Source organism: Shimia sp. (assembly GCF_022448905.1).
Classification (GTDB): Bacteria; Pseudomonadota; Alphaproteobacteria; order Rhodobacterales; family Rhodobacteraceae; genus Shimia.
On record NZ_JAKVCW010000002.1, the window covers coordinates 406681 to 428642 of the forward strand.

Annotated in this window: 22 protein-coding genes and 1 pseudogene; 11 read left to right on the top strand and 12 right to left on the bottom strand. The window is 58.1% G+C overall.

The window, feature by feature from the left end:
• Positions 1 to 65: 65 nt before the first annotated feature.
• The 3 genes from MK208_RS03740 to MK208_RS03750 are packed head-to-tail and all read right to left on the bottom strand — an operon-like array spanning position 66 to position 2444.
• Complete coding sequence (locus MK208_RS03740; RefSeq protein WP_294114013.1) at positions 66 to 749, bottom strand: ABC transporter ATP-binding protein; 684 nt, start codon at positions 747 to 749, stop codon at positions 66 to 68.
• Entirely contained in the window at positions 742 to 2028 is a 1287-nt protein-coding gene (locus MK208_RS03745; protein WP_294114015.1) for a lipoprotein-releasing ABC transporter permease subunit, read from the bottom strand. Before MK208_RS03745 ends, MK208_RS03740 begins: the two co-directional genes overlap by 8 nt.
• A 29-nt stretch (positions 2029 to 2057) precedes the next feature.
• Positions 2058 to 2444 (bottom strand): MerR family transcriptional regulator, encoded by a 387-nt coding sequence (locus MK208_RS03750; protein ID WP_294114017.1) that lies wholly within the window; start codon positions 2442 to 2444, stop codon positions 2058 to 2060.
• Between the two features lie 78 nt (positions 2445 to 2522).
• Here MK208_RS03750 and MK208_RS03755 point away from each other — a divergent pair, with 78 nt between their 5' ends.
• A complete protein-coding gene (locus MK208_RS03755; protein ID WP_294114019.1) occupies positions 2523 to 2933 on the top strand; it encodes a hypothetical protein in 411 nt (136 codons plus the stop codon).
• A gap of 61 nt (positions 2934 to 2994) precedes the next feature.
• Here MK208_RS03755 and proS read toward each other — a convergent pair whose 3' ends face one another.
• Positions 2995 to 4347, bottom strand: coding sequence for a proline--tRNA ligase (gene proS / locus MK208_RS03760; RefSeq protein ID WP_294114116.1), 1353 nt, complete (start codon positions 4345 to 4347; stop codon positions 2995 to 2997).
• A gap of 371 nt (positions 4348 to 4718) precedes the next feature.
• On the opposite strand from proS, the gene MK208_RS03765 reads away from it, so the two are divergent.
• From MK208_RS03765 to MK208_RS03775, 3 genes and pseudogenes are all read left to right on the top strand, one after another.
• On the top strand, positions 4719 to 6380 hold the full coding sequence (locus MK208_RS03765; protein WP_294114021.1) for an ATP-binding protein: 1662 nt from the start codon (positions 4719 to 4721) through the stop codon (positions 6378 to 6380).
• Between the two features lie 84 nt (positions 6381 to 6464).
• A pseudogene (locus MK208_RS03770) lies at positions 6465 to 7508 on the top strand (AI-2E family transporter); the annotation flags it as partial.
• Between the two features lie 129 nt (positions 7509 to 7637).
• Positions 7638 to 8225, top strand: a complete 588-nt coding sequence (locus MK208_RS03775) for a DnaA/Hda family protein (protein WP_294114118.1) — start codon at positions 7638 to 7640, stop codon at positions 8223 to 8225.
• Between the two features lie 29 nt (positions 8226 to 8254).
• On the opposite strand, the gene MK208_RS03780 is transcribed toward MK208_RS03775, so the two are convergent.
• On the bottom strand, positions 8255 to 8647 hold the full coding sequence (locus tag MK208_RS03780; protein WP_294114024.1) for a hypothetical protein: 393 nt from the start codon (positions 8645 to 8647) through the stop codon (positions 8255 to 8257).
• A 248-nt stretch (positions 8648 to 8895) separates the two neighbouring features.
• On the opposite strand from MK208_RS03780, the gene MK208_RS03785 reads away from it, so the two are divergent.
• Together MK208_RS03785 and MK208_RS03790 are read left to right on the top strand one after the other, a co-directional pair.
• Positions 8896 to 11070 carry an RNA degradosome polyphosphate kinase gene (locus MK208_RS03785; RefSeq protein ID WP_294114027.1) on the top strand — a complete coding sequence of 725 codons (2175 nt, stop codon included), beginning with the start codon at positions 8896 to 8898 and terminating at the stop codon, positions 11068 to 11070.
• Positions 11071 to 11136: 66 nt separating this feature from the next.
• The gene (locus MK208_RS03790) at positions 11137 to 12672 is read left to right on the top strand and encodes a Ppx/GppA family phosphatase (RefSeq protein WP_294114030.1); all 1536 of its coding nucleotides are present in this window, start codon (positions 11137 to 11139) and stop codon (positions 12670 to 12672) included.
• Positions 12673 to 12766: 94 nt separating this feature from the next.
• On the opposite strand, the gene MK208_RS03795 is transcribed toward MK208_RS03790, so the two are convergent.
• From MK208_RS03795 to MK208_RS03815, 5 genes are read right to left on the bottom strand one after another with little or no spacing between them, the layout of a single operon-like run.
• Positions 12767 to 13138 (bottom strand): hypothetical protein, encoded by a 372-nt coding sequence (locus tag MK208_RS03795; RefSeq protein WP_294114033.1) that lies wholly within the window; start codon positions 13136 to 13138, stop codon positions 12767 to 12769.
• A 20-nt stretch (positions 13139 to 13158) separates the two neighbouring features.
• Positions 13159 to 14184, bottom strand: coding sequence for an endonuclease/exonuclease/phosphatase family protein (locus MK208_RS03800; protein WP_294114036.1), 1026 nt, complete (start codon positions 14182 to 14184; stop codon positions 13159 to 13161).
• The gene (locus tag MK208_RS03805) at positions 14184 to 14861 is read right to left on the bottom strand and encodes a molecular chaperone DjiA (protein ID WP_294114037.1); all 678 of its coding nucleotides are present in this window, start codon (positions 14859 to 14861) and stop codon (positions 14184 to 14186) included. Before MK208_RS03805 ends, MK208_RS03800 begins: the two co-directional genes overlap by 1 nt.
• A gap of 42 nt (positions 14862 to 14903) precedes the next feature.
• Positions 14904 to 15380 carry a GNAT family N-acetyltransferase gene (locus tag MK208_RS03810; RefSeq protein ID WP_294114039.1) on the bottom strand — a complete coding sequence of 159 codons (477 nt, stop codon included), beginning with the start codon at positions 15378 to 15380 and terminating at the stop codon, positions 14904 to 14906.
• Positions 15377 to 15982: a VOC family protein gene (locus MK208_RS03815; RefSeq protein ID WP_294114120.1), complete on the bottom strand. Its 606-nt coding sequence runs from the start codon at positions 15980 to 15982 to the stop codon at positions 15377 to 15379. Before MK208_RS03815 ends, MK208_RS03810 begins: the two co-directional genes overlap by 4 nt.
• A gap of 237 nt (positions 15983 to 16219) precedes the next feature.
• Between MK208_RS03815 and MK208_RS03820 the strand changes: the two genes are divergently transcribed.
• From MK208_RS03820 to MK208_RS03840, 5 genes are read left to right on the top strand one after another with little or no spacing between them, the layout of a single operon-like run.
• On the top strand, positions 16220 to 16624 hold the full coding sequence (locus MK208_RS03820) for a hypothetical protein (protein WP_294114041.1): 405 nt from the start codon (positions 16220 to 16222) through the stop codon (positions 16622 to 16624).
• Positions 16625 to 16628: 4 nt separating this feature from the next.
• Complete coding sequence (locus tag MK208_RS03825) at positions 16629 to 17270, top strand: MotA/TolQ/ExbB proton channel family protein (RefSeq protein WP_294114044.1); 642 nt, start codon at positions 16629 to 16631, stop codon at positions 17268 to 17270.
• On the top strand, positions 17263 to 17628 hold the full coding sequence (locus MK208_RS03830) for a biopolymer transporter ExbD (protein ID WP_294114045.1): 366 nt from the start codon (positions 17263 to 17265) through the stop codon (positions 17626 to 17628). The genes MK208_RS03825 and MK208_RS03830 overlap by 8 nt, the downstream gene beginning before the upstream one ends.
• Before the next feature lie 4 nt (positions 17629 to 17632).
• The gene (locus tag MK208_RS03835; protein WP_294114047.1) at positions 17633 to 18010 is read left to right on the top strand and encodes a biopolymer transporter ExbD; all 378 of its coding nucleotides are present in this window, start codon (positions 17633 to 17635) and stop codon (positions 18008 to 18010) included.
• A complete protein-coding gene (locus MK208_RS03840) occupies positions 18007 to 19092 on the top strand; it encodes a TonB family protein (RefSeq protein WP_294114049.1) in 1086 nt (361 codons plus the stop codon). Before MK208_RS03835 ends, MK208_RS03840 begins: the two co-directional genes overlap by 4 nt.
• Positions 19093 to 19647: 555 nt before the next feature.
• Here MK208_RS03840 and MK208_RS03845 read toward each other — a convergent pair.
• Entirely contained in the window at positions 19648 to 20952 is a 1305-nt protein-coding gene (locus MK208_RS03845) for a hypothetical protein (RefSeq protein ID WP_294114051.1), read from the bottom strand.
• Positions 20949 to 21962: a hypothetical protein gene (locus MK208_RS03850; RefSeq protein ID WP_294114054.1), complete on the bottom strand. Its 1014-nt coding sequence runs from the start codon at positions 21960 to 21962 to the stop codon at positions 20949 to 20951. Before MK208_RS03850 ends, MK208_RS03845 begins: the two co-directional genes overlap by 4 nt.

Consider the following 21962-nt stretch of genomic DNA (forward strand, 5'->3'; position numbering starts at 1 on the left):
CGACAGAATACCGACGTGACTTTGGCGCGCATTACGGCATTAACACCTTGCGCAACAGGACAGCTTTAGCCGTCCACCAAGACCCCGTTTTCCAGCCGCACCACGCGGTCCATCCGCGCCGCCAGCTCCATATTGTGGGTCGCCACCAAGGCCGCCAATCCGGTCTCTCGCACGAGCGTCATCAGCGCGTCAAACACCTGATCGCTGGTCGCCGGATCAAGGTTGCCCGTCGGCTCATCTGCCAACAAAATCCGTGGCTTATTGGCCAAAGCCCGACAAAACGCCACCCGCTGCTGCTCCCCGCCAGACAGCTCCGCGGGCCGGTGTTTCGCCCGGTGCGCTACGCCCACGGATTCCAGAAGCTCTTCGCCGCGTTTTTCCGCGTCCGGCTTGCTCACCCCATTGGCCATCTGCGGCAACGCGATGTTCTCTAAGGCACTGAATTCCGGCAACAAATGGTGAAACTGGTAAACAAAACCAATGTCCTCCCGCCGCGCTCTGGTGCGCCGCCGATCCGACTTTCCGCTCAGGATTTGCCCGCCAATTTCCACCGCACCGGTGTCGGCTTCATCCAGCAATCCCGCAATGTGCAAAAGCGTCGATTTCCCCGCGCCAGATGGCGCTACAAGCGCCACCATTTCCCCGGCTTTCAGCGCTAATTCCGCCCCACGCAAAACGTGGATCTCGCCCGCTAAGCCTTTGTTATATAACTTCTCTACCCCCTCTAGCTTCAGCACAACTTCATTCATAGCGCAGCGCCTCCACAGGGTTCATCCGCGCCGCTCGACGCGCCGGAAAGATCGTCACCACAAAGGCCAGCCCCAGCGACAGGCTCATGGCCGACATCACATCGCCAAACTCCAACTTCGCTGGCAAACGATAGATGCCCCGGATCGACGGATCCCAAGCCTCGCCACCTAAAAGCACGTTTACAAAGGAAAAAATCGGATCGATGTAGAGCGCAAACAGGCATCCCAGCACCACGCCGAACACCGTGCCCAACACGCCGGTAAAGGCGCCACAGATGAAGAACACCCGCAGCACCGAGCCTTCGGTCAGCCCCATGGTACGCAGAATACCAATGTCACGCCCCTTGTTTTTAACCAACATAATCAGGCCACTAACGATGTTCATTGTGGCGATCAGCACAAGAATGGAGAGGATCACAAACATCACGTTGTCCTCCACTTCCAGCGCATTGAGAAACCCGCCTGACGCCTGTTTCCAAGTCCACACCAGCGCGCGATCCCCGGCGGCCATCATCAAGGGGACAGCCAGCGCCTCAACCTTCTCAGGCTCCGCCACCATGACCTCAATTTCGTCTGCCACACCATCGCGATCAAAGAACAGCTGCGCCTCGGTGAAAGGCAGATAAACCCGTGTGCGATCAATGTCATAGCGCCCAGCAGAGAAGATGTAGACCACCTCGTAACTGCTGATCCGGGGCGAGGTGCCAAAGGCGGTTTTCACCCCATTGGGCGAGATCAACTTGATGCGATCCCCCACCCGCGCCCCCAGCTCCCGCGCCACGCCAGAGCCAATCGCGATACCCTCGTTATAGCGCCCGATGTCGCCATCGCTGGTGCTCGGGTCCGCAATCCGCGGTAGCTCAGCCAAATCCTCCGCCCGCATGCCAAAGACCTCGACACCTGCATTGCGACTGCGCAGGTTGCCCATGACCTGCCCTTTGACCAACGGCGCCGCCCGCGTCACGCCGGGCACATCGCGCAGCTTTGCCGCCATCACGTCAAAGTCCTTGATGGTGCGATCAATCACGCCAGTCTCGGAAATTTCTCCGCTCTGATAGACGGTTACATGCGCGTTGGCCCCCAGAATGGTCCCAACAAATTCAGACCGAAACCCGGCCCGCACCGCCAATGTGGCAATCAGTGCAAACACCGCCAAGGTGATGCCAATGAGGCTGATCCAGGTCATCGTGCTGACCCCGCCCTCAGCTTTGCGCGCGCGCAAATACCGCCAGGCGATCATCCATTCAAAACGGGAAAAAGGGGCTGTGCGACCTGCCATAACTGCTCCGGTTCTTGGTTGGCGCGACCCTATGAGGCCACCCGCTTAGGGTCAAGCGATCCCGGCGCATCCAGTCCCAACGGGCACGCCTTTGCCAGCCGCCGCGCCACCACCGCTCGCAGGTCGCTAAGCTCTTGCATCCGCGCATCAATCTCCGCCAGCTTGCCGCGCAGCAGGGTCTCCACTTCGGCCTGCGACAGCCCACCGCCAAGCCCCTGCACCAAAGCGCCGATCTCCTTAAGCGAAAACCCCAACGCTTGCCCCTGCCGGATCAGCCGCACCATCTCGACCATGCCTTCAGGATAGTCGCGATAGCCGTTTGGCCACCGGTCCGCGTGGATAAGCCCTTGTTTTTCATAATATCGCAGTGTGTCACGGCTCACGCCACTCGCCTCGGCCAACGCCCCGATCCGCATCATTTTTCCCCTTGACCTTGGACTTAACTCCAAGGTTTACAACTCCCCGCATCCAACGCAACTGACAAAGGATGCACCATGTCACCCTCCGCTTTTCACCGCCTGTACCGGATTTCGTCTTGGTATGATCTGCTGATCACCTGGCCCTATATGACACCGATCACGCTGGGCTTGTTCTGGAGCGCCATGAACGGCGCCCATGCCGCCGCCGGTCTTGCGCCGCTGCCGGAACTCAACACCTACGCCATTCTCTTTGCCAACTTCACGGGGTCCGTGGTGATCGTCTGGTCCATTGTGCGTATACGCCTCAATAATCCAAAGCTCGCGCGGTATGATGCCATTGGCCGCTGGCTCTTTTCAGCGTGGATGCTGAACGCACTGCTCAACGGTGCCAGCCCATTGATCTGGGGCTTCCTCGTGATCGAGCTAACCTTTGCCGTGCTCCAATCCCTGCCAGTGCGTAAGCCAGCCCACCCCGTTGCTGCATAATTAAAAAAGGCCCTCGCATAGCGCGGGGCCTTTCCATTTTCACTTAATCTGCCTGCTTGGATCAGAGACCAGTCACACGGTGATCCGCATAGATCTCAATCAGCTTGGCCACAGCCGCTTCTGGCGCCAACTCTTCGCTCTCGCCAGTGCGGCGACAGGTCAGCTCGACCACACCGTTTTTCAACCCACGCGGGCCAACGGTGATGCGCCACGGCAGACCAATCAGATCCATGGTGGCAAACTTGCCGCCCGCACGCTCTTTGCGGTCGTCATACAGCGGCTCCAGCCCCGCAGCGACCAATGCCTTCTCCAGCCCTTCACAGGCCGTGTCCGCCGCTTCATCACCCTGCTTCAGGTTCACGATGCCTGCGTGGAACGGGGTCACACCTTCCGGCCAGATGATGCCGTTGTCGTCGTGATTGGCTTCGATGATCGCACCCAGCAGGCGGCTCACGCCAATGCCGTGGCTGCCCATATGCACGGAGACTTTCTCGCCTTCCGCGGTCTGCACCTGCGCGCCCAGCGCGTCGGAATACTTGGTGCCGAAGTAGAAGATCTGGCCCACTTCGATGCCCCGCGCTGTGCGCCGGCGTTCCTCAGGAACCTCGTTAAACAGCGCCTCGTCGTGGGTCTCATCAGTGCGTGCGTATTTGGTGGTGAACTCCTCCAACACGCCCTGACACTGCTCCACGCTGTCGTAGTCAATCTCGCGATCGCCAAAAGTCAGGTCGGTCACAGCGGAATCGTAAAACACTTCTGACTCACCGGTTTCGGCCAGCACCAGGAACTCGTGGGTATAGTCGCCCCCAATCGGCCCACCATCCGCGCGCATCGGGATCGCCTGAAGCCCCATCCGCTCATAGGTTCGCAGATAGCTCACCAAGTGGCGGTTGTATGCATGCAGCGCGTCTTCTTTGCTCAGATCAAAGTTATAACCGTCTTTCATGTAGAACTCGCGCCCGCGCATCACGCCAAAACGCGGACGGATCTCGTCGCGGAACTTCCACTGAATCTGATACATGGTCAGCGGCAAGTCTTTGTAAGAGCTCACATTGCTGCGGAAAATATCGGTGATCAGCTCTTCTGCAGTTGGCGTGTAGAGCATGTCACGGTCATGACGGTCCTTGATGCGTAGCATCTCTTCGCCGTAAGCGTCATAGCGCCCGCTCTCTTTCCAAAGCTCGGCAGACTGCAACGTCGGCATCTGCATCGGAATGTGGCCCGCACGGATCTGCTCTTCGTGCACAATATTCTCGATCTTGCGCAGCACTTTGAAGCCCAGCGGCAACCAGGAATAAATCCCCGCGCTGGACTGTTTGATCATACCGGCACGCAGCATCAAACGGTGGCTGACAATCTGTGCGTCTGCAGGGGTTTCCTTCAGCACAGGCAGAAAATAGCGGGACAGGCGCATCGGCACTCACTCTCTCGGCTTGGGCTGCTCACGTATGGAACAGCCATCTCAAAACATCTGCCTTGGGCTAGCCCAATCAGGCTGGCGAGGCAAGCCATGCAGCGTCGTCGCAATGGGCTTGGTCTTTCGAGCCGCCCACCAGAAGTTTTACAAACCCACCCGCGGAGCGAAAAAGAATTTACAAAGACACACGATAAATTCGGCCGCTGTTAACGCTTTTGGCTTTTGATCAAACCCGGGAGGGGCGCTCTTTGCATTCGCTTGGGTACTTTTCGTTCCGTGTTTCGGTCAACTGGCAGGCCACGCCACGGTGCAGATTTCGCTGCGATGTCTACTGCCCCCCTTCTGATTGGTAACAAGTGAGCTGGACTATGAACACTTCGGTGGCATCAAGAATTGATCCCAAACCCGCAAATGACGGGCTGTTGACGGACCTCGGGCTTGTCGACGCAGAGTTTGAATCCGCCTTCGACAATCTCACATCGCTTACCCGCACCGTGATGAATGTGCCGGTGGCGTTGGTGTCCATTGTGCAGCCCGGCCGCGACCGCCAGTATTTTAAAAGTCAATTTGGCTTACCGGAACCATGGGCAACCGCCAGGCAAACGCCACTGACTCATTCCTTTTGCCAGCACGTCCGCGCCAGTGACAAGCCACTGGTCGTGGCAAACGCGCGCGAACATCCGGTGCTCAAACACAATGGCGCTGTGGATGCGCTCAACATCATTGCCTACCTCGGCATGCCGATCAGCTTGCCGGACGGCACCTGCATTGGTGCCTTATGCGCCATCGACGACACTCCGCGCGATTGGAGACAAGACGAGCAGCAAAAACTGCACCAGCTGGCACTCTGCGTGAACGAACAGATTGCGCTGAAACACGCGCTTCGCACCGCCGAAATTGCAAAATTCGAGGCCCAGGAAGCTGCCAGCGCGCGCGAGGACTTTCTCGCACATATGGCCCATGAAATCCGCACGCCTCTCAACGGAATCATCGGCTCTATGGACCTGCTCTCGGCAGAACTGGAAGACGCTCCTCTAAGCGACTCTATCCCAGAACTGCTGCAAACCATGGACAGCTCCACGCAAGGATTGCTGCGCACGCTAAACGATTCTCTGGACCTCAGCAAAATCGATGCCGGCAAACTCGATCTGGAAAACCGCCCCTTTGATCTGCGCGCCGCTGTGGTCGACGTGATCGCCCTGCACCGCGCCTCGGCGGAGTGCAAAGGGGTCAAACTGGTGGTCGAAGCCAGTGATACCGAAAATGGCGCACCCCGTCTGGGAGACGAGTTCCGCCTGCGTCAGGTGTTGGGCAACCTGCTGAGCAACGCGGTGAAATTCACCGACAGCGGCACCATTCACGTGTCTTTGGAAGCCAAACCGGACACGATCAGCGCAACGGTCAGGGATTCCGGCTGCGGCATGAGTGCAGAGCAACTGTCTGAAGTCTTCTCGGCTTATTCGCAGGCGGACACCACTGTGGCCCGTCGCAAAGGCGGCACAGGTCTGGGCCTGCCGATTGTGAAACGTTTGGTTACCCTCATGCAGGGGCAAATCGAAGTCGACAGTACCCCTGGGCAAGGCACGACCTTTGCAACTTGGGTGCCGATGCCCGTGGCAAACGCGCTTGACGAAAAAGACCTGCGACACGCCAAAATGGCCAATGCCTTTGCGGGTCAGCGCGCCCTTGTCGCCGACGACAGCTCGGTGAATCGCATGGTGCTGTCCCGTATGCTCGAAAGCATGGGGGCAGAGGTTGTTTGTGCCTCCGATGGTAACACGGCTCTTCAGGCCGCTTTGTCTGAGAGCTTTGACGCCCTGTTTATCGACATCCGCATGCCTGGTTTGACCGGCGACCAGATAGCCCGCTCTTTGCGCGGCAGGGACGACGGCGCGGCCCAGCCCAAAATGGTCGCTGTCACCGCCAATGTCTTCCCGGAGCATATTGCCAGCTATCTGGATGCGGGCTTTGACCACTGTCTGGCCAAGCCGATCCGGCGCGCGGATCTCTGCGCATTGACCACACGCTAACACGCCAACGACGTCAAAGGCTTGCAACCCTTGCCCGCTTGCGCGATCACTGTGCGCAACGCGACAGACCGGAGTGCAGCGCTTATGGCCCTTCCCGCCCACAAACAGTTTCAGTTCTGGGGAATTTTTGTAGTTGTCTTTGCCGTGGTGCTTTGGGCGCTTGGCGATGTCTTGCTGCCCTTTGTATTGGGCGGCGCCATCGCCTACTTCCTCGATCCGCTGGCCGACAAGCTGGAAGCCAAAGGCCTGTCCCGCGCTGCCTCGACAACCGTTATCACACTCTTCGGCGTGTTGATCTTTGTGATCGGCATCCTTGCCATCATCCCGTCCCTGATCCAGCAAACCGAAGAGTTGGTGAAAACTCTACCAGAGGCCTTTGCGCAGCTCCGTGTCTTTGTCGCAGAACGCTTTCCAAGCTTGTTGCAGCAAGACTCCATGATGCATCAGTCGCTGCAGAAAGTCGGCGACTTCTTGCAAGACCGCGGAGGAGACTTCCTGCAATCAGCACTCAGCTCGGCAGCTTCGCTGATCAATGTTGTTGTCCTGCTGGTGATTGTGCCCGTGGTGGCCTTCTACCTCCTTTTGGATTGGGACCGTATGGTCGCCGAAGTTGACAAACTCCTGCCCCGCGACCACGCCCCCACAATCCGTCGCCTGGCAAAAGACATCGACAAAACCCTGGCAAGCTTTGTGCGCGGCATGGGCACCGTTTGTCTGATCCTGGGCACATACTATGCTGTGGCTTTGATCATCGTTGGGCTGAACTTTGGTCTTGTTGTGGGGTTCATCGCTGGTCTTGTGACCTTCATCCCTTACCTTGGTGCCCTGATTGGTGGCGTATTGGCGATCGGCCTCGCGCTTTTCCAATTTTGGGGAGACTGGCTGCAAATCGGCCTCGTTGCGGCGATTTTTGCCACCGGCCAAATGATCGAAGGGAATGTTCTCACCCCTAAGCTTGTTGGCAAATCCGTCGGCCTGCATCCCGTCTGGCTGCTGTTGGCCTTATCGGTTTTTGGCGCGCTGTTTGGCTTTGTCGGCATGTTGGTTGCTGTGCCTGTTGCCGCAGCGCTCGGAGTGCTTGCACGTTTTGTCACCGGACAATACATGTCTTCCACGCTCTACAAAGGGCGCAGCGAGACCGACCAAGCAAGCGCACAGGACGCCGAAAAAATCCAAATGGCTGAGCAGCTGAACTTCGACCTGCCCGTCCGGGCAGCCCTTGGGCGTGATGATTTCTTTGTCAGCCCGACCAACGCCATGGCGCTTGGTCTGGTCGATCTGTGGCCCAACTGGGCCGGTGGAAAACTGGTGCTCTCCGGCCCGGCTGGTGCAGGGAAAACCCATCTGACCCAGGTCTGGGCCGCCCTAGCAAACGCCCAAGTTGTGGCGGCCGCCGACCTCACTAAAGACGATGTGCCTGCTTTGGCAAAAACGCCAGTCGCGGTGGAAGACGTGCATCTGATTGCCGACAATCCGGACGCACAAACCGCCTTATTCCACCTGCACAACCTGACCCTGGCCGAAGGCAACACGCTCCTCCTCACCGGCGTGGGCGCACCACTGCAATGGGGATTGACCCTGCCGGACCTGCTGTCGCGCATGCAGGGCACCACCGTCGCTACATTGGACCAACCCGACGACGTGCTGCTGATGGCCGTGATGGCCAAACAATTTGGCGACCGTCAGCTGATGCCCACACCCGATGTGCTGAGCTATATCGCCAAACACATGGACCGCAGTTTTGCCAACGTCGCCCATGTTGTCGAAGCGCTGGATCAACTGTCGCTCAGCGAAAAACGCCCCATCACCAAAGCGCTTGCCAAACGGGTTCTGGAACACTCTTAAGGCTACAGCACTGGATGAACACAAGGCGTTCAGTAATAGTTTCCGTCGCGGCCCTTGATTGGTTTTCCAGTCGCCAGCTTGAAAATGGTGTTGGCGGCAAAAAACCATCCGGCAATAGCCGCAAGCAGCCAACCGCCTAGAAAAACGGTTTCAAACCCGGCGCCAAATGAACCAAGAAACGCTGTCGCCGCCATAAAGATGCCCGCTGACCAAGCGATGATCCATCCACAGATGAATATGAGGGTAAAGGCGCGCTGACCGTTCATTGCAATACGCTCTGACGGTTCCTCCGAAGTGTCTTGTGATGATTGAATTGGGGAATGGGAAAATCGATCGTTTTCGGAATTGGGTGACTGCTTAGATCGACGGCCGATCCAAAATGCGACTGCAGCAATAACAAAAACAAAAAACAGATTTTCCATTCGTACCTTTCTAATCTCAATTCTACCCCCTCTATGTATGCAGTTGCATACCGAATTTCCAGTAGAGGTCGGAACTTAGTGACTTAAAAATAGTCTGCTAAACACGCGCTTGGCGCACTTGTCGATTAGCCCTGGCTAAATCCGTTTCCGACACACCGCGACACCCTGCCCCGCGCAGCTCTCTGGACCCTCCGCACATTCCCGCCTAAAGTCATCTTCTCGTTACCTGCCAATGGCATGAGAGTGACATGACCCAAGCTGACTTTTTGAAATCCGATTTCCCCGAACCCGTCGCATTGCCTGATCTGGACCGCAACGGCCCGGACCGTTTCTTCAACCGCGAACTGAGCTGGCTCAGCTTTAACTGGCGTGTGCTGGAGGAAAGCGAAAACCCACGCGTGCCTCTGCTGGAGCGCCTGCGGTTCCTGTCGATCTCTGCCACCAACCTCGACGAATTCTACACCGTCCGCGTGGCCGGTCTGCGCGAGCTGGTCCGCGAAGGGCACAACAATCCGGCGCAGGATGGCCTGTCGCCGGCCGAACAACTGGTCCTGATCAACGCCGACGCTCGCAACCTCCTGCAAGAACAGCAACGCATGTTCAACAGCCTGCGTGACGAGCTCAAAGCGCAAGACATCCACATCCTGCAACGCGACGCGCTCACCGACGAAGATCGCGACTTCCTCGCAGACGTCTTCATGAATCGCGTGTTCCCGATGTTGTCGCCGCTGGCCATCGACCCGGCGCACCCCTTCCCGTTCATTCCCAACACCGGCTTCTCTCTGGCGCTGCAACTGGAACGCAAGAAAAACAAGCGCAGCCTCAAGGCGCTCCTGCCGATCCCCCACCAAATCGACCGCTTTGTCTTCCTGCCCTCCCCGGACGGCACCCTACGAGCCCTGCCTCTCGAAGAGCTTTTGATCCTGCATCTGGACAGCGTCTTCCCCGGCTACAAAGCCAAAGGCCACTGCGCCTTCCGCGTATTACGCGACAGCGATCTGGAGGTCGAAGACGAAGCCGAAGACCTCGTGCGTGAATTTGAAGTGGCGCTGAAACGTCGCCGTCGGGGCGAAGTGGTGCGCCTGAAAATCACATCTGACGCGCCATCCAGCCTGAAAAAACTGATCATGGAAGAGCTCGAAGTCACCGGCGACGAAGTGGTCGACATCGACGGTATGATTGGCTTGGCTGACCTCAAGGAAATGGTTGTGGACACCCGTCCTGACCTGCTGTGGCCGTCATTTGCGCCACGTGTGCCAGAGCGTGTACAGGACTTTGACGGCGATATGTTTGCCGCCATCCAGCAGAAAGACATGCTGCTGCACCACCCCTATGAGACCTTCGACATGGTGGTGCGCTTCCTGCAACAGGCCGCACGTGATCCCAATGTGGTTGCGATCAAACAGACGCTGTATCGCACCTCCAAAAACTCCCCCATCGTGGAGGCGCTTTGTGAGGCAGCCGAAGACGGCAAATCCGTCACCGCGCTGGTGGAGCTGAAAGCCCGTTTTGACGAAGCCGCCAACATTCGCCAATCCCGCCGACTGGAACGCGCAGGCGCGCACGTAGTGTATGGCTTCTTGGATCTGAAGACCCACGCCAAAATCTCCACAGTTGTGCGCCGCGAAGGCGACAAACTGGTGACCTACACCCATTACGGCACCGGAAATTATCACCCGATCACCGCCAAGATTTACACCGACGTCAGCCTCTTCACCTGTGACGCCGCCTTGGGGCGAGACGCCAACCGCGTTTTCAACTACCTCTCCGGCTATGTGGAACCCGACACGCTCGAAAACCTTGCGATCTCGCCTATCACGCTGAAACCCAAACTTCTGGAGCTGATCGAACAGGAAGCTAAAAACGCCCGCTCCGGCAAACCCGCAGCGATCTGGGCCAAGATGAACTCGCTGGTTGAGGCAGAGGTCATCGACGCGCTTTACACCGCCTCCGAGGCGGGTGTGAAAATCTCCCTGATTGTGCGCGGCATCTGTTGCCTCCGTCCCGGCATCAAAGGCCTGTCTGAAAACATCCGCGTGAAATCCGTGGTCGGACGTTTCCTCGAACACTCACGCCTGGTTTGTTTTGCCAATGGGCAGGACCTGCCGAACAAAAAGGCGCGGGTCTTCATGTCCTCCGCTGACTGGATGGGCCGCAACCTCAACCGCCGCGTAGAAACGCTGGTAGAGGTCAAAAACGCCACTGTAAAAGCGCAGATCATGTCGCAGGTCATGGCCGCCAATATGGCCGATGTGGCGCAAAGTTGGGTGATGAACGCCGATGGAAGCTTTGACCGCACACCGGTGCCCGAAGGTGAATTTGCCTTCAACTGCCACCGTTTCTTCATGGAGAACCCTTCACTCTCGGGTCGCGGTTCTGCAGGCGCTTCTGATGTGCCCAAATTGACCCATACGGATGATTGACCCAACGCTTCTCGTGGCGCAAAATTGCGTCGCGATACCAAACTGTTCCTGACGTAAGACGACCCCATGCCCCACGACCCGCAGCAGGACCACAGCCTGTTTGAACGCCCGATCTTTGAAGACCTCGAGGCCCGCGCCCTGTCGCGCGTGGGCGTGGTGGATGTGGGCTCCAACTCGGTTCGTTTGGTGGTGTTTGACGGTGCCGCTCGCAGCCCGGCCTATTTCTACAACGAGAAAATCATGTGTGCCTTGGGCGCCGGCATCGCTGAAACCGGCATGCTCAACCCCACCGGCCGCGAACGCGCGTTGGCTGCGCTGTCTCGTTTCGCGCGCCTGGCCGACTCCATGCGCCTCAATGGATTGACCGCAGTCGCCACTGCCGCCGTGCGTGAAGCCACCGATGGCCCGGATTTCTGCGCCGAGGTGCTGGCAAAAACCGGCGTGCATATCCACGTGATCGATGGCGCCGAGGAAGCGCGTTTGTCTGCACAAGGCGTGCTCACTGGTTGGCCCGGCGCGTATGGCCTGATCTGCGACATCGGCGGCGCCTCCATGGAGCTGGCTGAAATCAACGACGGACTCGTCGGCAAACGCGTCACCTCTTCGCTTGGCCCGCTCAAACTGCGCGATGTGAAGGGTGGCAAAAAAGGGCGACGCGACTTCATCAACAACACCTTGGATGACCTCTACCAACAGATGGGACACCAGCGAAATCGCCTGTTCCTTGTCGGCGGCTCCTGGCGCGCCATCGCCCGTATCGACATGGAACGCCGTGGCTACCCCTTAAAAGTACTGCACGAATACCGCATGACCGCCACTTCGGTGCGTGACACTGCGCGCTACATTCAGGAACACGACCCGGATGAGTTGCGCGCCCGCTGTGGCGTGTCCAGCTCTCGTATGGCGCTGGTGCCGCTGGCGATCGAAGTCCTCAAAGGCGTGCTGCGCCGCTTCAAACCCCATGACATCGCCATCAGTTCTTATGGCATCCGCGAAGGCGTGCTGTATGAGCAAATGCCGGACCGTATCCGCGAACGCGACCCGCTGATCGAAGCCTGCCGCTTTATGGAAGCCAAAGACGCCCGAATTCCGGGCTTTGGCAAGTCGCTCTATAAGTTCATCTTCCCGATCTTCAAATCCGCCAGGCCGGAACAACTGCGCCTGATCAAAGCCGCCTGTTACCTGCATGACGTCAGCTGGCGTGCCCATCCGGACTATCGCGCCGAAACCGTGTTTGACAGCACCACCCGAGCCAATCTCGGCGGTCTCAAACATGCCGAACGGGTGTTCCTGGGCCTGTCCCTGCTGCACCGCTACCGCAACAAATCCGAAGGCACCCGGTTTGAGGACCTAGCGCAACTGCTCAGCGACAAGGAGCGCCATCAAGCCGAAGTGATCGGCAAGGCCATGCGCTTTGGCGCGATGTTGTGGCAGCAGGATCGTGACAACATGGGCACGCTGAAATACCACCCGAAAAAGGCCGAGCTGCACCTCAAATTACCCGCCAGCACGGGCCCGCTTTATGGCGAAGTGGCCGAAGCCCGTTTCAACGCGCTGGCCAATGCCCTTGGCGCAACCAGCAGCGTACGCCTGAAAGACTAACGCTCGGACGTGGACCTCGGGTGGCTTCTTCTAACCCCAAATATCCTGGGGGAGTCACACCTGTGTGACGGGGGCAAAGCCCCCTATGGCCGTTTCACAGCTCGATGCCACCAGTGGCCTCATCCTCCCGAGACTCCCCCATCTCTTCCGGTGTTTTCTTGCGCATAATTATGTCACCATTGGGCAGCATTTCCGGCGCGTGATAACTGCTCCAGTCCTCCACCTTGGAAAACACCGCACCAAGCTTTGGCCCCATCTCTTCCAGAAAGCCCTGCAATCCCGGACCAATCTCTTCCATCATTGCCGTGAACCCGTCCAGGGTTGGCGCGATCTCGTCTTGCAGCCCTTGTAAAAACAGCTCCATCCCCTCAGCCATTAAACTGCGGCCACTGTCTTGTTCAGCAGAGGCTCCACCGGCAGACAGACACAGCCCAACCCCCAGAACGCAGGCTTTCAAAGTTTTCATGGGGCACCCTCCCAAACAGCTCAAATATCGATGTCCAAAACCACCGGAAAGTGGTCTGACGCCGTCAACAACGCATCGCGTAGCTCCGGCACATCCCAGCATGTATGATCTTCAAACGGATGCCAAATCCGCCAGCGTGGGTTTGCCGATCGCAGTTTTTCCGAGACCATGATGTAGTCCAAAAGCGCATTCAGATAGCGCCCCTCGCGTTCGATGTGAAACCGCGCCGTGGTCGGCTGCGCCGCCAACTTATGGCGCAGCGCCATTTCCGCGTGCGGATCATACATGCGCGGGCTGCTGTTGCTGCCCAGCAAAATCTCAACGGATGACCGCCCAAACAGATCCTCAAACGCATCCAGCCCCGGACCATCATTCAGATCACCCAGCAGGATCACATCCTCTCCCGCGGCAAGTTCCTCCTCGATCCGCCGCCGCAGCCAAATCGCCTGCGCCAGTTGCTTACGCCGGTTGGCGATGGAGAGTTTCATCACCTCATCACGGTTGCGCGCGCCATGGGGCGCCTTGGATTTCAGATGCGCCCCGATCAGCCGCAGCCTGCGCCCACTTGCAGTGGTCACATCCAGCTCCAACGGCGGCTTGGAAAACACCACCAAATCCTCTTTGGCATCCACATCCAGATCCAACCGCAACGTGCCATCAAACCGGGGCGCGCCATTGGCGCCCTCCTGCCCGGTCGGCACGCCGCGCGGATCATGCACTGGCGTGAGCGCTTCCGGGTCATACAGCAACGCGATTTCCTGCTGTGTGGTATTGGCAAATCCCAAAACCGCTTTGTGTGCCCGCAATTCAAAAGCTGCGGCAAACCGCTCCAGCGCCAAAACCGTATCACGCTTGCTGCCTTGATCCGGCGCTTCAACCACCATCACCGCATCCGCATCCAAGGCGGTAAACACCGTGCCCACAGCCTCGATCTGCTGCGCCCGTGTCACGCCCTGACGGCCTGACCAGCCGTCATCCATAAGCAACTGATTTTGATCATCAAACAGGCTTGAGAACCACTCCACGTTATACGTGGCAATCCGCATCACGCCGCCTCGTTGATCTGATCCCAGGCACGGTTGATATCAATCATGCGTTTCTCGGCAATCTTGACCGCCTCTTCCGGCACGCCGCGCGCAATCATCGCGTCCGGATGGGTTTCCCGCACCAAGCGCCGCCACTCCTTGCGGATCTCTTCCATAGGCATGTCCGGCGTCACGCCCAGAACCGTGTAAGGGTCCGCCTCCGCATCCGGCACAAACCGCGCCCGCATGGCTTTGAACGCATGATCCTCAACCCCAAGGATTTCCGCCACCCGCGCGAGGAAGGCATCCTCATTGGGGTGATATTCTCCATCTGCCACCGCGATGTGAAACAAACCCTCCATCAGGTCATCCGGCCGCCCATGCACCGCACCGAACATGCCTTTGATGCGCGTGGCATATTCTTCAAAACCGGCAACATCCTGCCGCGCCATGTTAAAGACCTTGGCCGCATTGGCTTCGTCTTTTTGGGCGATTTGGAACACTTCGCGAAAGGCCGTGACTTCATCACGTGTCACCAACCCATCAGCTTTTGCCATTTTTGCACCCAGCGCGATCACGGCGATGGTGAACGCAACCGAGCGCTCCGGCGGCGCGCGCAGGTGGTCAAACACCGTGGAGAGCGACTCGCCCTGACTGAGTGCGGACAAGGCTTGGGATATGCGGGACCAAATCGACATGGCGCCACCTTAGCGGTTCTTTGCGGAATGGCTAGTGCTGCATCACAGCAATTTCTGCAACAGAACCAAGTCCATCCAGCGGCCAAACTTGCGCCCCACCTGAGGCATTCGCGCAACCTCGACAAAGCCCATTGCCTTGTGAAAAGCAATGCCACCGCCGTTTTCCCCACCGACACCGGCCACCAACACATGCACGCCCCGTGCCCTGGCTTCGACTTCCAGCTTTGCCATCAAAGCCCGCCCAACACCCTGGCTGCGAGCTGCTTCGGCCAAATAGATCGTGTGCTCCATGGTCCGGGCATAGCCCGGTCCGCCACGAAATGGCCCAAAGGTCGCAAACCCTACAGCAGCACCTGCGTCTTCTGCCACTAGGAAAACCGCCTCAGTCGCGATTGCTGCTTTGATCGCCCCAAGCTCTTTCTCGATGGTGTTGAACGTGCTGACCCCATCGCGAATTTCGCGGTTCCAAATCGCCGCTATCGCCTCGGCGTCCGCCGCAGTGGCATCTCGCAGGATCACCGCAAAACCCGTTGTCCGTGTGGCGTGTCAAACGTGGCCTGCAACGCAGGGTCCCCCTTCACAAACACCACCCGCGGATCGCTCATCCCAACATGCGCGGCCAAATCCTCATGTTCTGGATGCGCCACCTCCAGCCGCGCCAAAGCCATGCCGGATGGTGCCAGAATTTCCGCAGGCGTCACCGCCACATCCCACTGGATCAGCGCCGGAAAGCGGTTGTCGAACGGCAACACACCGCTGGCCGGCACAGCCATGCGCCAACGCAAATCGCCACGCGTCAGGTGCACCACTTTGCCCGCATCCACATCCAGCCGCGCCAGTTCCGCATCCATGTGATCGGTGCGGCAAATCCAATTCCCCAACCGCGGCGCGCCGTGCAACCGGTCCAAGTCAAACCAGCGCGGATAAGGCAAGTCGCCCGCTGCCGGATTGGCTGCAATCGCTTCCAGGTAAATGCCGTCCGCCAACCCAATCAACTGATTGTGTGTGCCGAAATGCGCATGTTCACCACCTGGCCCCATTTCAACGCCCAGCGCCTCTTCCACATGAGCCACCGCCTCAGCCAGCGTTTCCCCAGCCACCGCCAAATGATCCAACGTCAACATATCGCGCCTCCCTTTTGTCGGCACCAAAACCGAAAGGGCAGTGAAGCACAACGCAAAATGCCCTTACAGTTCCCCATCTCCGAGCAACAACCTGCCAAGACAATTATCCCTATCTTCCGCTTACGTATCCGCTAGGGTATCACCGGTCGCAGTCACCGGACCACATCAGCCAATTCAGAGCCGCGCGTCCGCAGTATAAGGAATGTTATGTCCGTCTTTTTGCGTAGCGTCGGAATGGCTATAGTCGCCACCGTAGTGGGCAGCCCTGCGTTGTCCCAGGAAATCGCCCCCAAGCGTCTATCTCTGGAGCTTAACGCGGTTCAGGATGTTCAGGGCGCGTGCCGGTTCACCTTTGTGGCCAACAACACCACCGGCAACGCCATAGACAAGGCCGTGTTTGAAACCGTGATCTTTGACACCTATGGCGCAGTGGTGCGCCTGTCCTTGTTTGATTTCCGCGACTTGCCGGCCGATAGGCCGCGTGTGCGCCAGTTTGACGTACCCGCCACAGCCTGTGATGGAATTGGTCAAACCCTGATCAATGGAACAAACACCTGCACCGTCAATGGTGCCCAAAGTGACATTTGCAGCGACGGGCTCACGCTCAGCAGCCGTATCACCATAAAACTACTGGGATAACAAAATGACTGGTTTGCGCGATGTGGTGGCCCTTGGCGGGCCAGTAGTGGCAATTCTCTTGGTGATGTCCGTGCTAACCGTTGCGGTCACTATCTACAAACTCTGGCAATTTGCCGCCTCCGGCGTTGGTCGACACAAGGTCCTGTCTGATGCGCTCGCCGCCTGGGACGCTGGCGATCCTCAAGCCGCCCAAACGCGGCTGGCCCAAAGCCGAAGCTATCTGGCACCGTTCATCCGAACCGCGCTGGAAACGCCTCCCTCCCAAGCGCTGAGCGACCGGCTGGATGCAGAGGCTGGTCTCGCCCTTGCTCGCCTGGAACGTGGCTTTCGCCTGCTGGACACCATTGCCCAGCTTGCGCCGCTTCTTGGCCTATTTGGCACCGTCTTGGGCATGATCGAAGCCTTTCAAAATCTGCAGACCGCAGGCGCTGCAGTGGACCCATCCTTGCTCGCTGGCGGCATCTGGGTGGCACTGGTCACAACTGCTGTGGGACTGGCAGTGGCCATGCCAACCTCTATGATCCTGTCCTGGCTGGAAAGCCGCACATCCCGCGAACGCGTCTTTGCCGACAAAGCTCTGCGCACCGTCCTGATGCCTCATGACCTCCGCCAGCCCACCCCGGTTGCGGCTCGGGACCATGCGTAACCTCGCGCCCTTTGTCCGCCGACCATTGGCTCTCACGCCGTTGATCGACGTGATCTTTCTGCTGTTGTTGTTCTTCATGCTGACTTCGACCTTTTCAACATTTGGCGAAATCGAACTCAGTAACGCCCGCAAAGGCAGCGGCACCGTGGACAGCGCACAACAACGCTACTTTGTCCAACTGGGCCCGGACCAGCTGACCCTCAACGGACAGCCCACAACAATGGACGACCTGCTTGCCGCGCTTGACCCCGGCCAAGTTCTGGTCAGCCTGAATGACGCCACGACCGCGCAGCGGCTGGTGGACCTGCTGCAGGGCCTGCGGTCGCGTGATGACCTGAACGTGTTGGTACTGGAGTGAGACGATGATCCGGCAGATCAATATTCGCAAAAAACGCGACTCCACCATTCCGCTCATCAACATTGTCTTTTTGATGTTGGTGTTCTTCCTGATTGCCGGAACTGTCGCCGCCCCGCTCGATCCCGATCTGAACCTGGTACAAACTCAGGATCTTGAAGGCCGAGAGCCGCCAGACGCCCTGGTCTTACATGTCAATGGCCGCCTCACTTTTCGCGGGCAACAAACGACGCCAGAGGCTTACGTGGCCGACAACGGCAGCGGCCCAACCCGTATTGTCCCGGATCGCGACGTCGCCGCGCAACGGCTGATGGCGGTGACAGGTGCTTTGCGCCGTGCCGGTGCGACCTCCGTGATCCTGGTGACGGAACGAGCCCTGCAGTGATCCGCCGCTCCCTTCTAATCGCAGCCATCGCGCTGCTGGTGTCCTTGGGACTACACCTGACCGGTCTTGGCTTTGTGGTGCGCATCGAACGAACCAGCCCTCCGTCAGAAGTGCGCAGCGACATGGTGGCGCTTGGTAACAGCTTTGAAGACATCGCCGACCAATTGGAGGCACCCGAAGAGCCAGACCCATTGCCGGAGCCAGAACAGCCGGAAACGGTCGCGCCAGTCCAGCCCCCAACCGAGGCCGACGTGCCTGACACCGAGGTGCTTGTCGCTTCCGAAAATCCGCAAGATACCTACGCACCGGATACCGGCACGGCTCAAATTGTCGAACCGGTCCCCCTGGCAGGTACCCAAGGCGATTTTGCGCCCGAACCGGACATCACCGAACCGACTTCGGCACCGGATGACGTGACGCCTGTACCGCCGCAAAACGACACGCCAGCTTCGCTCGGCACAGACACAGAACTTCAGGAAACCGAAACACCTGAACCGGCACCAAGCCCCGAAACCGAAATCGAGCCGCCCGTCGCTTCGGAGCAAGAGGTCATCGCGTCCCTGCCGGAAAGCCTCACACCTATCGTACCGGTCACGCCGCTCCCTGAGCCAGAAATCACTGCAGAGCCGGAAGAAAACACGTCGGAGAGCGACCCTCAGCCCCTTTTCCCCGGCCTCCGAAACGGTTTTGACAACCTGCGCAACCCGTCTCAAACCCTTGAATCGCCTTTGGAAACCTTCCGCAGAGAAGGCGCGCAAGCTTCTGTCGGTGGCTTTGGCATCCAATCCGGTTCCGCCGCAAACTCCCGCGGCCCCGGCAATTCAGACACAACCAACTATGCAGGCCGCGTGCTGGTCCACCTCAACCGCACCCGTCCCGTTCATGTCAAAGCCAAAGGCTTTGCCCGCGTGTATTTCGAAATCAATCCGGACGGATCGCTCAACTGGGTAGAGATTATCGATAGCTCCGGCAACTCAGACATCAACCGTGCCGCCCGCGCCCAAATCCAAAGCGCCGTCCCTTTCCCGATCCCTCCTAATGGTACAAGTCGCGCGCTGTCCTTCATGTACAGCTCGCGCTAGGCACCTATCCGGCCAAGATTTCGCTCACGTTTTGGGAAAAGCCTAAGTGGCGGAGGAGGTGTCCGACTAATTAATCACGCAAATAACTATATTATCGTGATTTTCTATATGTCATACCCCCCATACCACATATAGCACCACATACTGATCTACTTCCATCACTCAAACACATTCGCATTCTCATATGATAATACACGAGCCGGCCCTCTCAACTCACCGCGGTCTCCCAACTGTAGACATTGGTGCAACACGGCCGCGCATCAATGGCGCCGTTCGCTGGATGTGCAAGTTCAGCCTTGTGTGCGATGTCTGTTAAGCGGGTAGCTGCAGGAATGTACGGGAAACATAGCGAATGACTGCTTTCCGCCCAAAGCCGTCATTGCTAAGTTGAAAACCAACGGCCGGTTTGTTTGTCAAAGCAAATCCTGAATTGCGAAACCGTTTACTGAAGGTCGCATAGTTCCGTAGCATGATGAGCTTGTGGGCAGCCGAAAACAATGGATTGAGAAACAGTCAAATCCCGAGAAGTTTAGTGCCTTGGCATAGACGACAGGGCTAAAAAACAGCGACATCTTTGATACTGGCACCTTTGATTGGAGTGACCACAATCTCTACAGGGGTTCTGTTTCCGTAGTGGGATAGGCTGCTTCTTAAGCTAGATGAACGCATGTTGACAGGAACGGAGTTGCGGCGCCCAAGATAGACTTTGGCCGTTGATCCATTGTCGAAGCGCACCTCTAGGTTAAAACTCTGTTTTGCGATGTCCTCAGCCTCTATTTCGATCCCGGAAGTCGCGGTGCCTTCTGCAAGTTTGACAAGGGTTGCTTGAGGCTGTTTTTGTAATTCTGCGGCTTTGATTGGTGCGCGGCTTTCGCTGATGGCGCCCAGCAATTGGCGCAAGAAGGATTGCGAGTTGAAGCTTTCGGTATAGGGCAGCTCCCAGACCACCAGATCGTGATCTTTGCGATCCAATGCGCCGGACATCACATAGGCCTCAATGGCACCAATCGGGCCTCCGCCTGACACGGAGAAGTTCTCGACATCAGCATCAAAGGCGCGGGCCAACGCGTCCGCGACCCTATAGTGATCTCGTTTGTAGCGATTGGAAAAACTGCTTCCAAGCAAGGCAATTGCGGGGTCGTCCACGTGCGTTTCCAATAGGTCGCCATTTCGAGACAGATTGAAAGTTTCCGACGTTTCTGCGGGCAAGGTTATTCCACAAGCTTTGTGTACAACTTCGGCAAGGGATCCTTCTTCCTGTATCGCGCCCGAGGCCTCAAGTTCCCGGAAAGCTAGGTTTCCATCATTGGCAAAGAGATCAGGTGCATGTGTGTTCACGGTGCGTGCGAGAGCAGTGGCGCTCACGGCACTTCCCACAGCTGTCCAATGCGTGTCGCGCCGAAAATAGAAACGGTCCCTGATGTCGGGGTCGGCCAGAGCCACATTTGACAGGTTAGGAACAATGGCGCCTGTGCTTGCGAGCTGCGCGATCATCTTATCAAAAGAAGAGCGCGCGTCTGCCACGCTGTAAAGGTGCTGTCCCATAGCTGCATCAAGATTGTCTTGCCCGGAGATGACGGGCCGCGGCGGCGCGATGAGAATGGCTAGTGGCACGTTTCGGGACGCGAATTCTTCAACGATGGCTTGGACCAATTTGAGCGAGGAAGACTTCATGTCGTAGCGGTTTTTCAACTGGTCCTGCGTGAAAATCCAGCCACTAGCTTGATCGCTGTAGATTGGGGCAATTTTTGCGTACTTCTTGGGAAGGGCTTCTCGGTTGAGAAGGTTTTCGCAATAGGGAGCGGATTGCGCGGCAGAGCCTACAACAAGGCTCGCGATCAGTGGGATGTGAAATTTCATGGGAGCTGTCTCCGGCTGGTCAAAAAGCGTTCAGGGATCTCCCAGACAACGATGGACGGGAGAGACGAAAGGTTGGAGCGCTCCTCCAGGAACGCATCCATAGGTTTGAAAGGGCCTTGCCCAACGCGGCTGAGATTGAGAACGTCAGCCTGCAGGGCCTGTTTCAGGAAGCCTTCGAAGTGGAACTCGGCCTTGGCCGAGTAACTCGTGCCTATCAGGGCGACAGGGATATCGGAGGCGCCAAACAATCCTCCGGATGAGGTCACGTTGGTTTCGAACGTATTGATGAACTCGGCCGCGGGGCCCACTCGATCCCGATAGCGACCGGTCGCGACAAACCGCAGCAAGTCGCCGTCAAACGGTGCCGCGCCTTTTGCAACGGTCGTCACCTGCGCCTCCGGCAGCGTTAAATCTCCCAGAGACGTGGCGATGGTTGCCGCGGCGCGTTGCGCGCCTTCCGGGCTCCAGTGCGTGTCTGTGCGCATGAAGCTGCCTTCGAACCGAAGGGCTTCGCGCAGATCAATCTCGATTATCCCGGCTTTCCGGATTGTGGCAAGGGCCGCATCATAGCGAGTCTCAAGACCTTCAGATCGCCCTCGCTTGAGCCGGTTTGCGTGCATGCGCGCCTTGTCAGGTATGATCACAGGGATCAGCGTTATGCTGTCCGCCGCCAACGCGTCGGCGACCTGCGCCAACTCGGTTGCAAGATCGCGGGGGCTGTCCGGCTCGGAAAATTCCTCGGCGGTGAAAAGCCAGCCGCCACTGCCAGAAACCGCTCCGGTAGCGGGTTCACGAAAGAACACCCATTTGGCCGCAGACCACAGCGCAACCGCGCTTTCCTGGGCGGGGACAGAGGTCTCAAAACGGTCCTCATAGCCTCTTTGATAGGTGCCGTTTGCCCATCCCCTTGAAGGGTCGCCCGCATCGGTGTGCGAAAACGCCGTGACCGAGAGGCCTGCCAGAAGCGCGGCGATCCCGAGTGTGCAAAGGCTGTCCAACGAAGCTTGCAT

Coding starts and splice junctions, on each gene's coding strand:
- MK208_RS03740 (WP_294114013.1), bottom strand. CDS start 749: ATGAATGAAGTTGTGCTGAAGCTAGAGGGGGTAGAGAAGTTATATAAC.
- MK208_RS03745 (WP_294114015.1), bottom strand. CDS start 2,028: ATGGCAGGTCGCACAGCCCCTTTTTCCCGTTTTGAATGGATGATCGCC.
- MK208_RS03750 (WP_294114017.1), bottom strand. CDS start 2,444: ATGCGGATCGGGGCGTTGGCCGAGGCGAGTGGCGTGAGCCGTGACACA.
- MK208_RS03755 (WP_294114019.1), top strand. CDS start 2,523: ATGTCACCCTCCGCTTTTCACCGCCTGTACCGGATTTCGTCTTGGTAT.
- proS (WP_294114116.1), bottom strand. CDS start 4,347: ATGCGCCTGTCCCGCTATTTTCTGCCTGTGCTGAAGGAAACCCCTGCA.
- MK208_RS03765 (WP_294114021.1), top strand. CDS start 4,719: ATGAACACTTCGGTGGCATCAAGAATTGATCCCAAACCCGCAAATGAC.
- MK208_RS03775 (WP_294114118.1), top strand. CDS start 7,638: ATGGCGCTTGGTCTGGTCGATCTGTGGCCCAACTGGGCCGGTGGAAAA.
- MK208_RS03780 (WP_294114024.1), bottom strand. CDS start 8,647: ATGGAAAATCTGTTTTTTGTTTTTGTTATTGCTGCAGTCGCATTTTGG.
- MK208_RS03785 (WP_294114027.1), top strand. CDS start 8,896: ATGACCCAAGCTGACTTTTTGAAATCCGATTTCCCCGAACCCGTCGCA.
- MK208_RS03790 (WP_294114030.1), top strand. CDS start 11,137: ATGCCCCACGACCCGCAGCAGGACCACAGCCTGTTTGAACGCCCGATC.
- MK208_RS03795 (WP_294114033.1), bottom strand. CDS start 13,138: ATGAAAACTTTGAAAGCCTGCGTTCTGGGGGTTGGGCTGTGTCTGTCT.
- MK208_RS03800 (WP_294114036.1), bottom strand. CDS start 14,184: ATGCGGATTGCCACGTATAACGTGGAGTGGTTCTCAAGCCTGTTTGAT.
- MK208_RS03805 (WP_294114037.1), bottom strand. CDS start 14,861: ATGTCGATTTGGTCCCGCATATCCCAAGCCTTGTCCGCACTCAGTCAG.
- MK208_RS03820 (WP_294114041.1), top strand. CDS start 16,220: ATGGCTATAGTCGCCACCGTAGTGGGCAGCCCTGCGTTGTCCCAGGAA.
- MK208_RS03825 (WP_294114044.1), top strand. CDS start 16,629: ATGACTGGTTTGCGCGATGTGGTGGCCCTTGGCGGGCCAGTAGTGGCA.
- MK208_RS03830 (WP_294114045.1), top strand. CDS start 17,263: ATGCGTAACCTCGCGCCCTTTGTCCGCCGACCATTGGCTCTCACGCCG.
- MK208_RS03835 (WP_294114047.1), top strand. CDS start 17,633: ATGATCCGGCAGATCAATATTCGCAAAAAACGCGACTCCACCATTCCG.
- MK208_RS03845 (WP_294114051.1), bottom strand. CDS start 20,952: ATGAAATTTCACATCCCACTGATCGCGAGCCTTGTTGTAGGCTCTGCC.
- MK208_RS03850 (WP_294114054.1), bottom strand. CDS start 21,962: ATGCAAGCTTCGTTGGACAGCCTTTGCACACTCGGGATCGCCGCGCTT.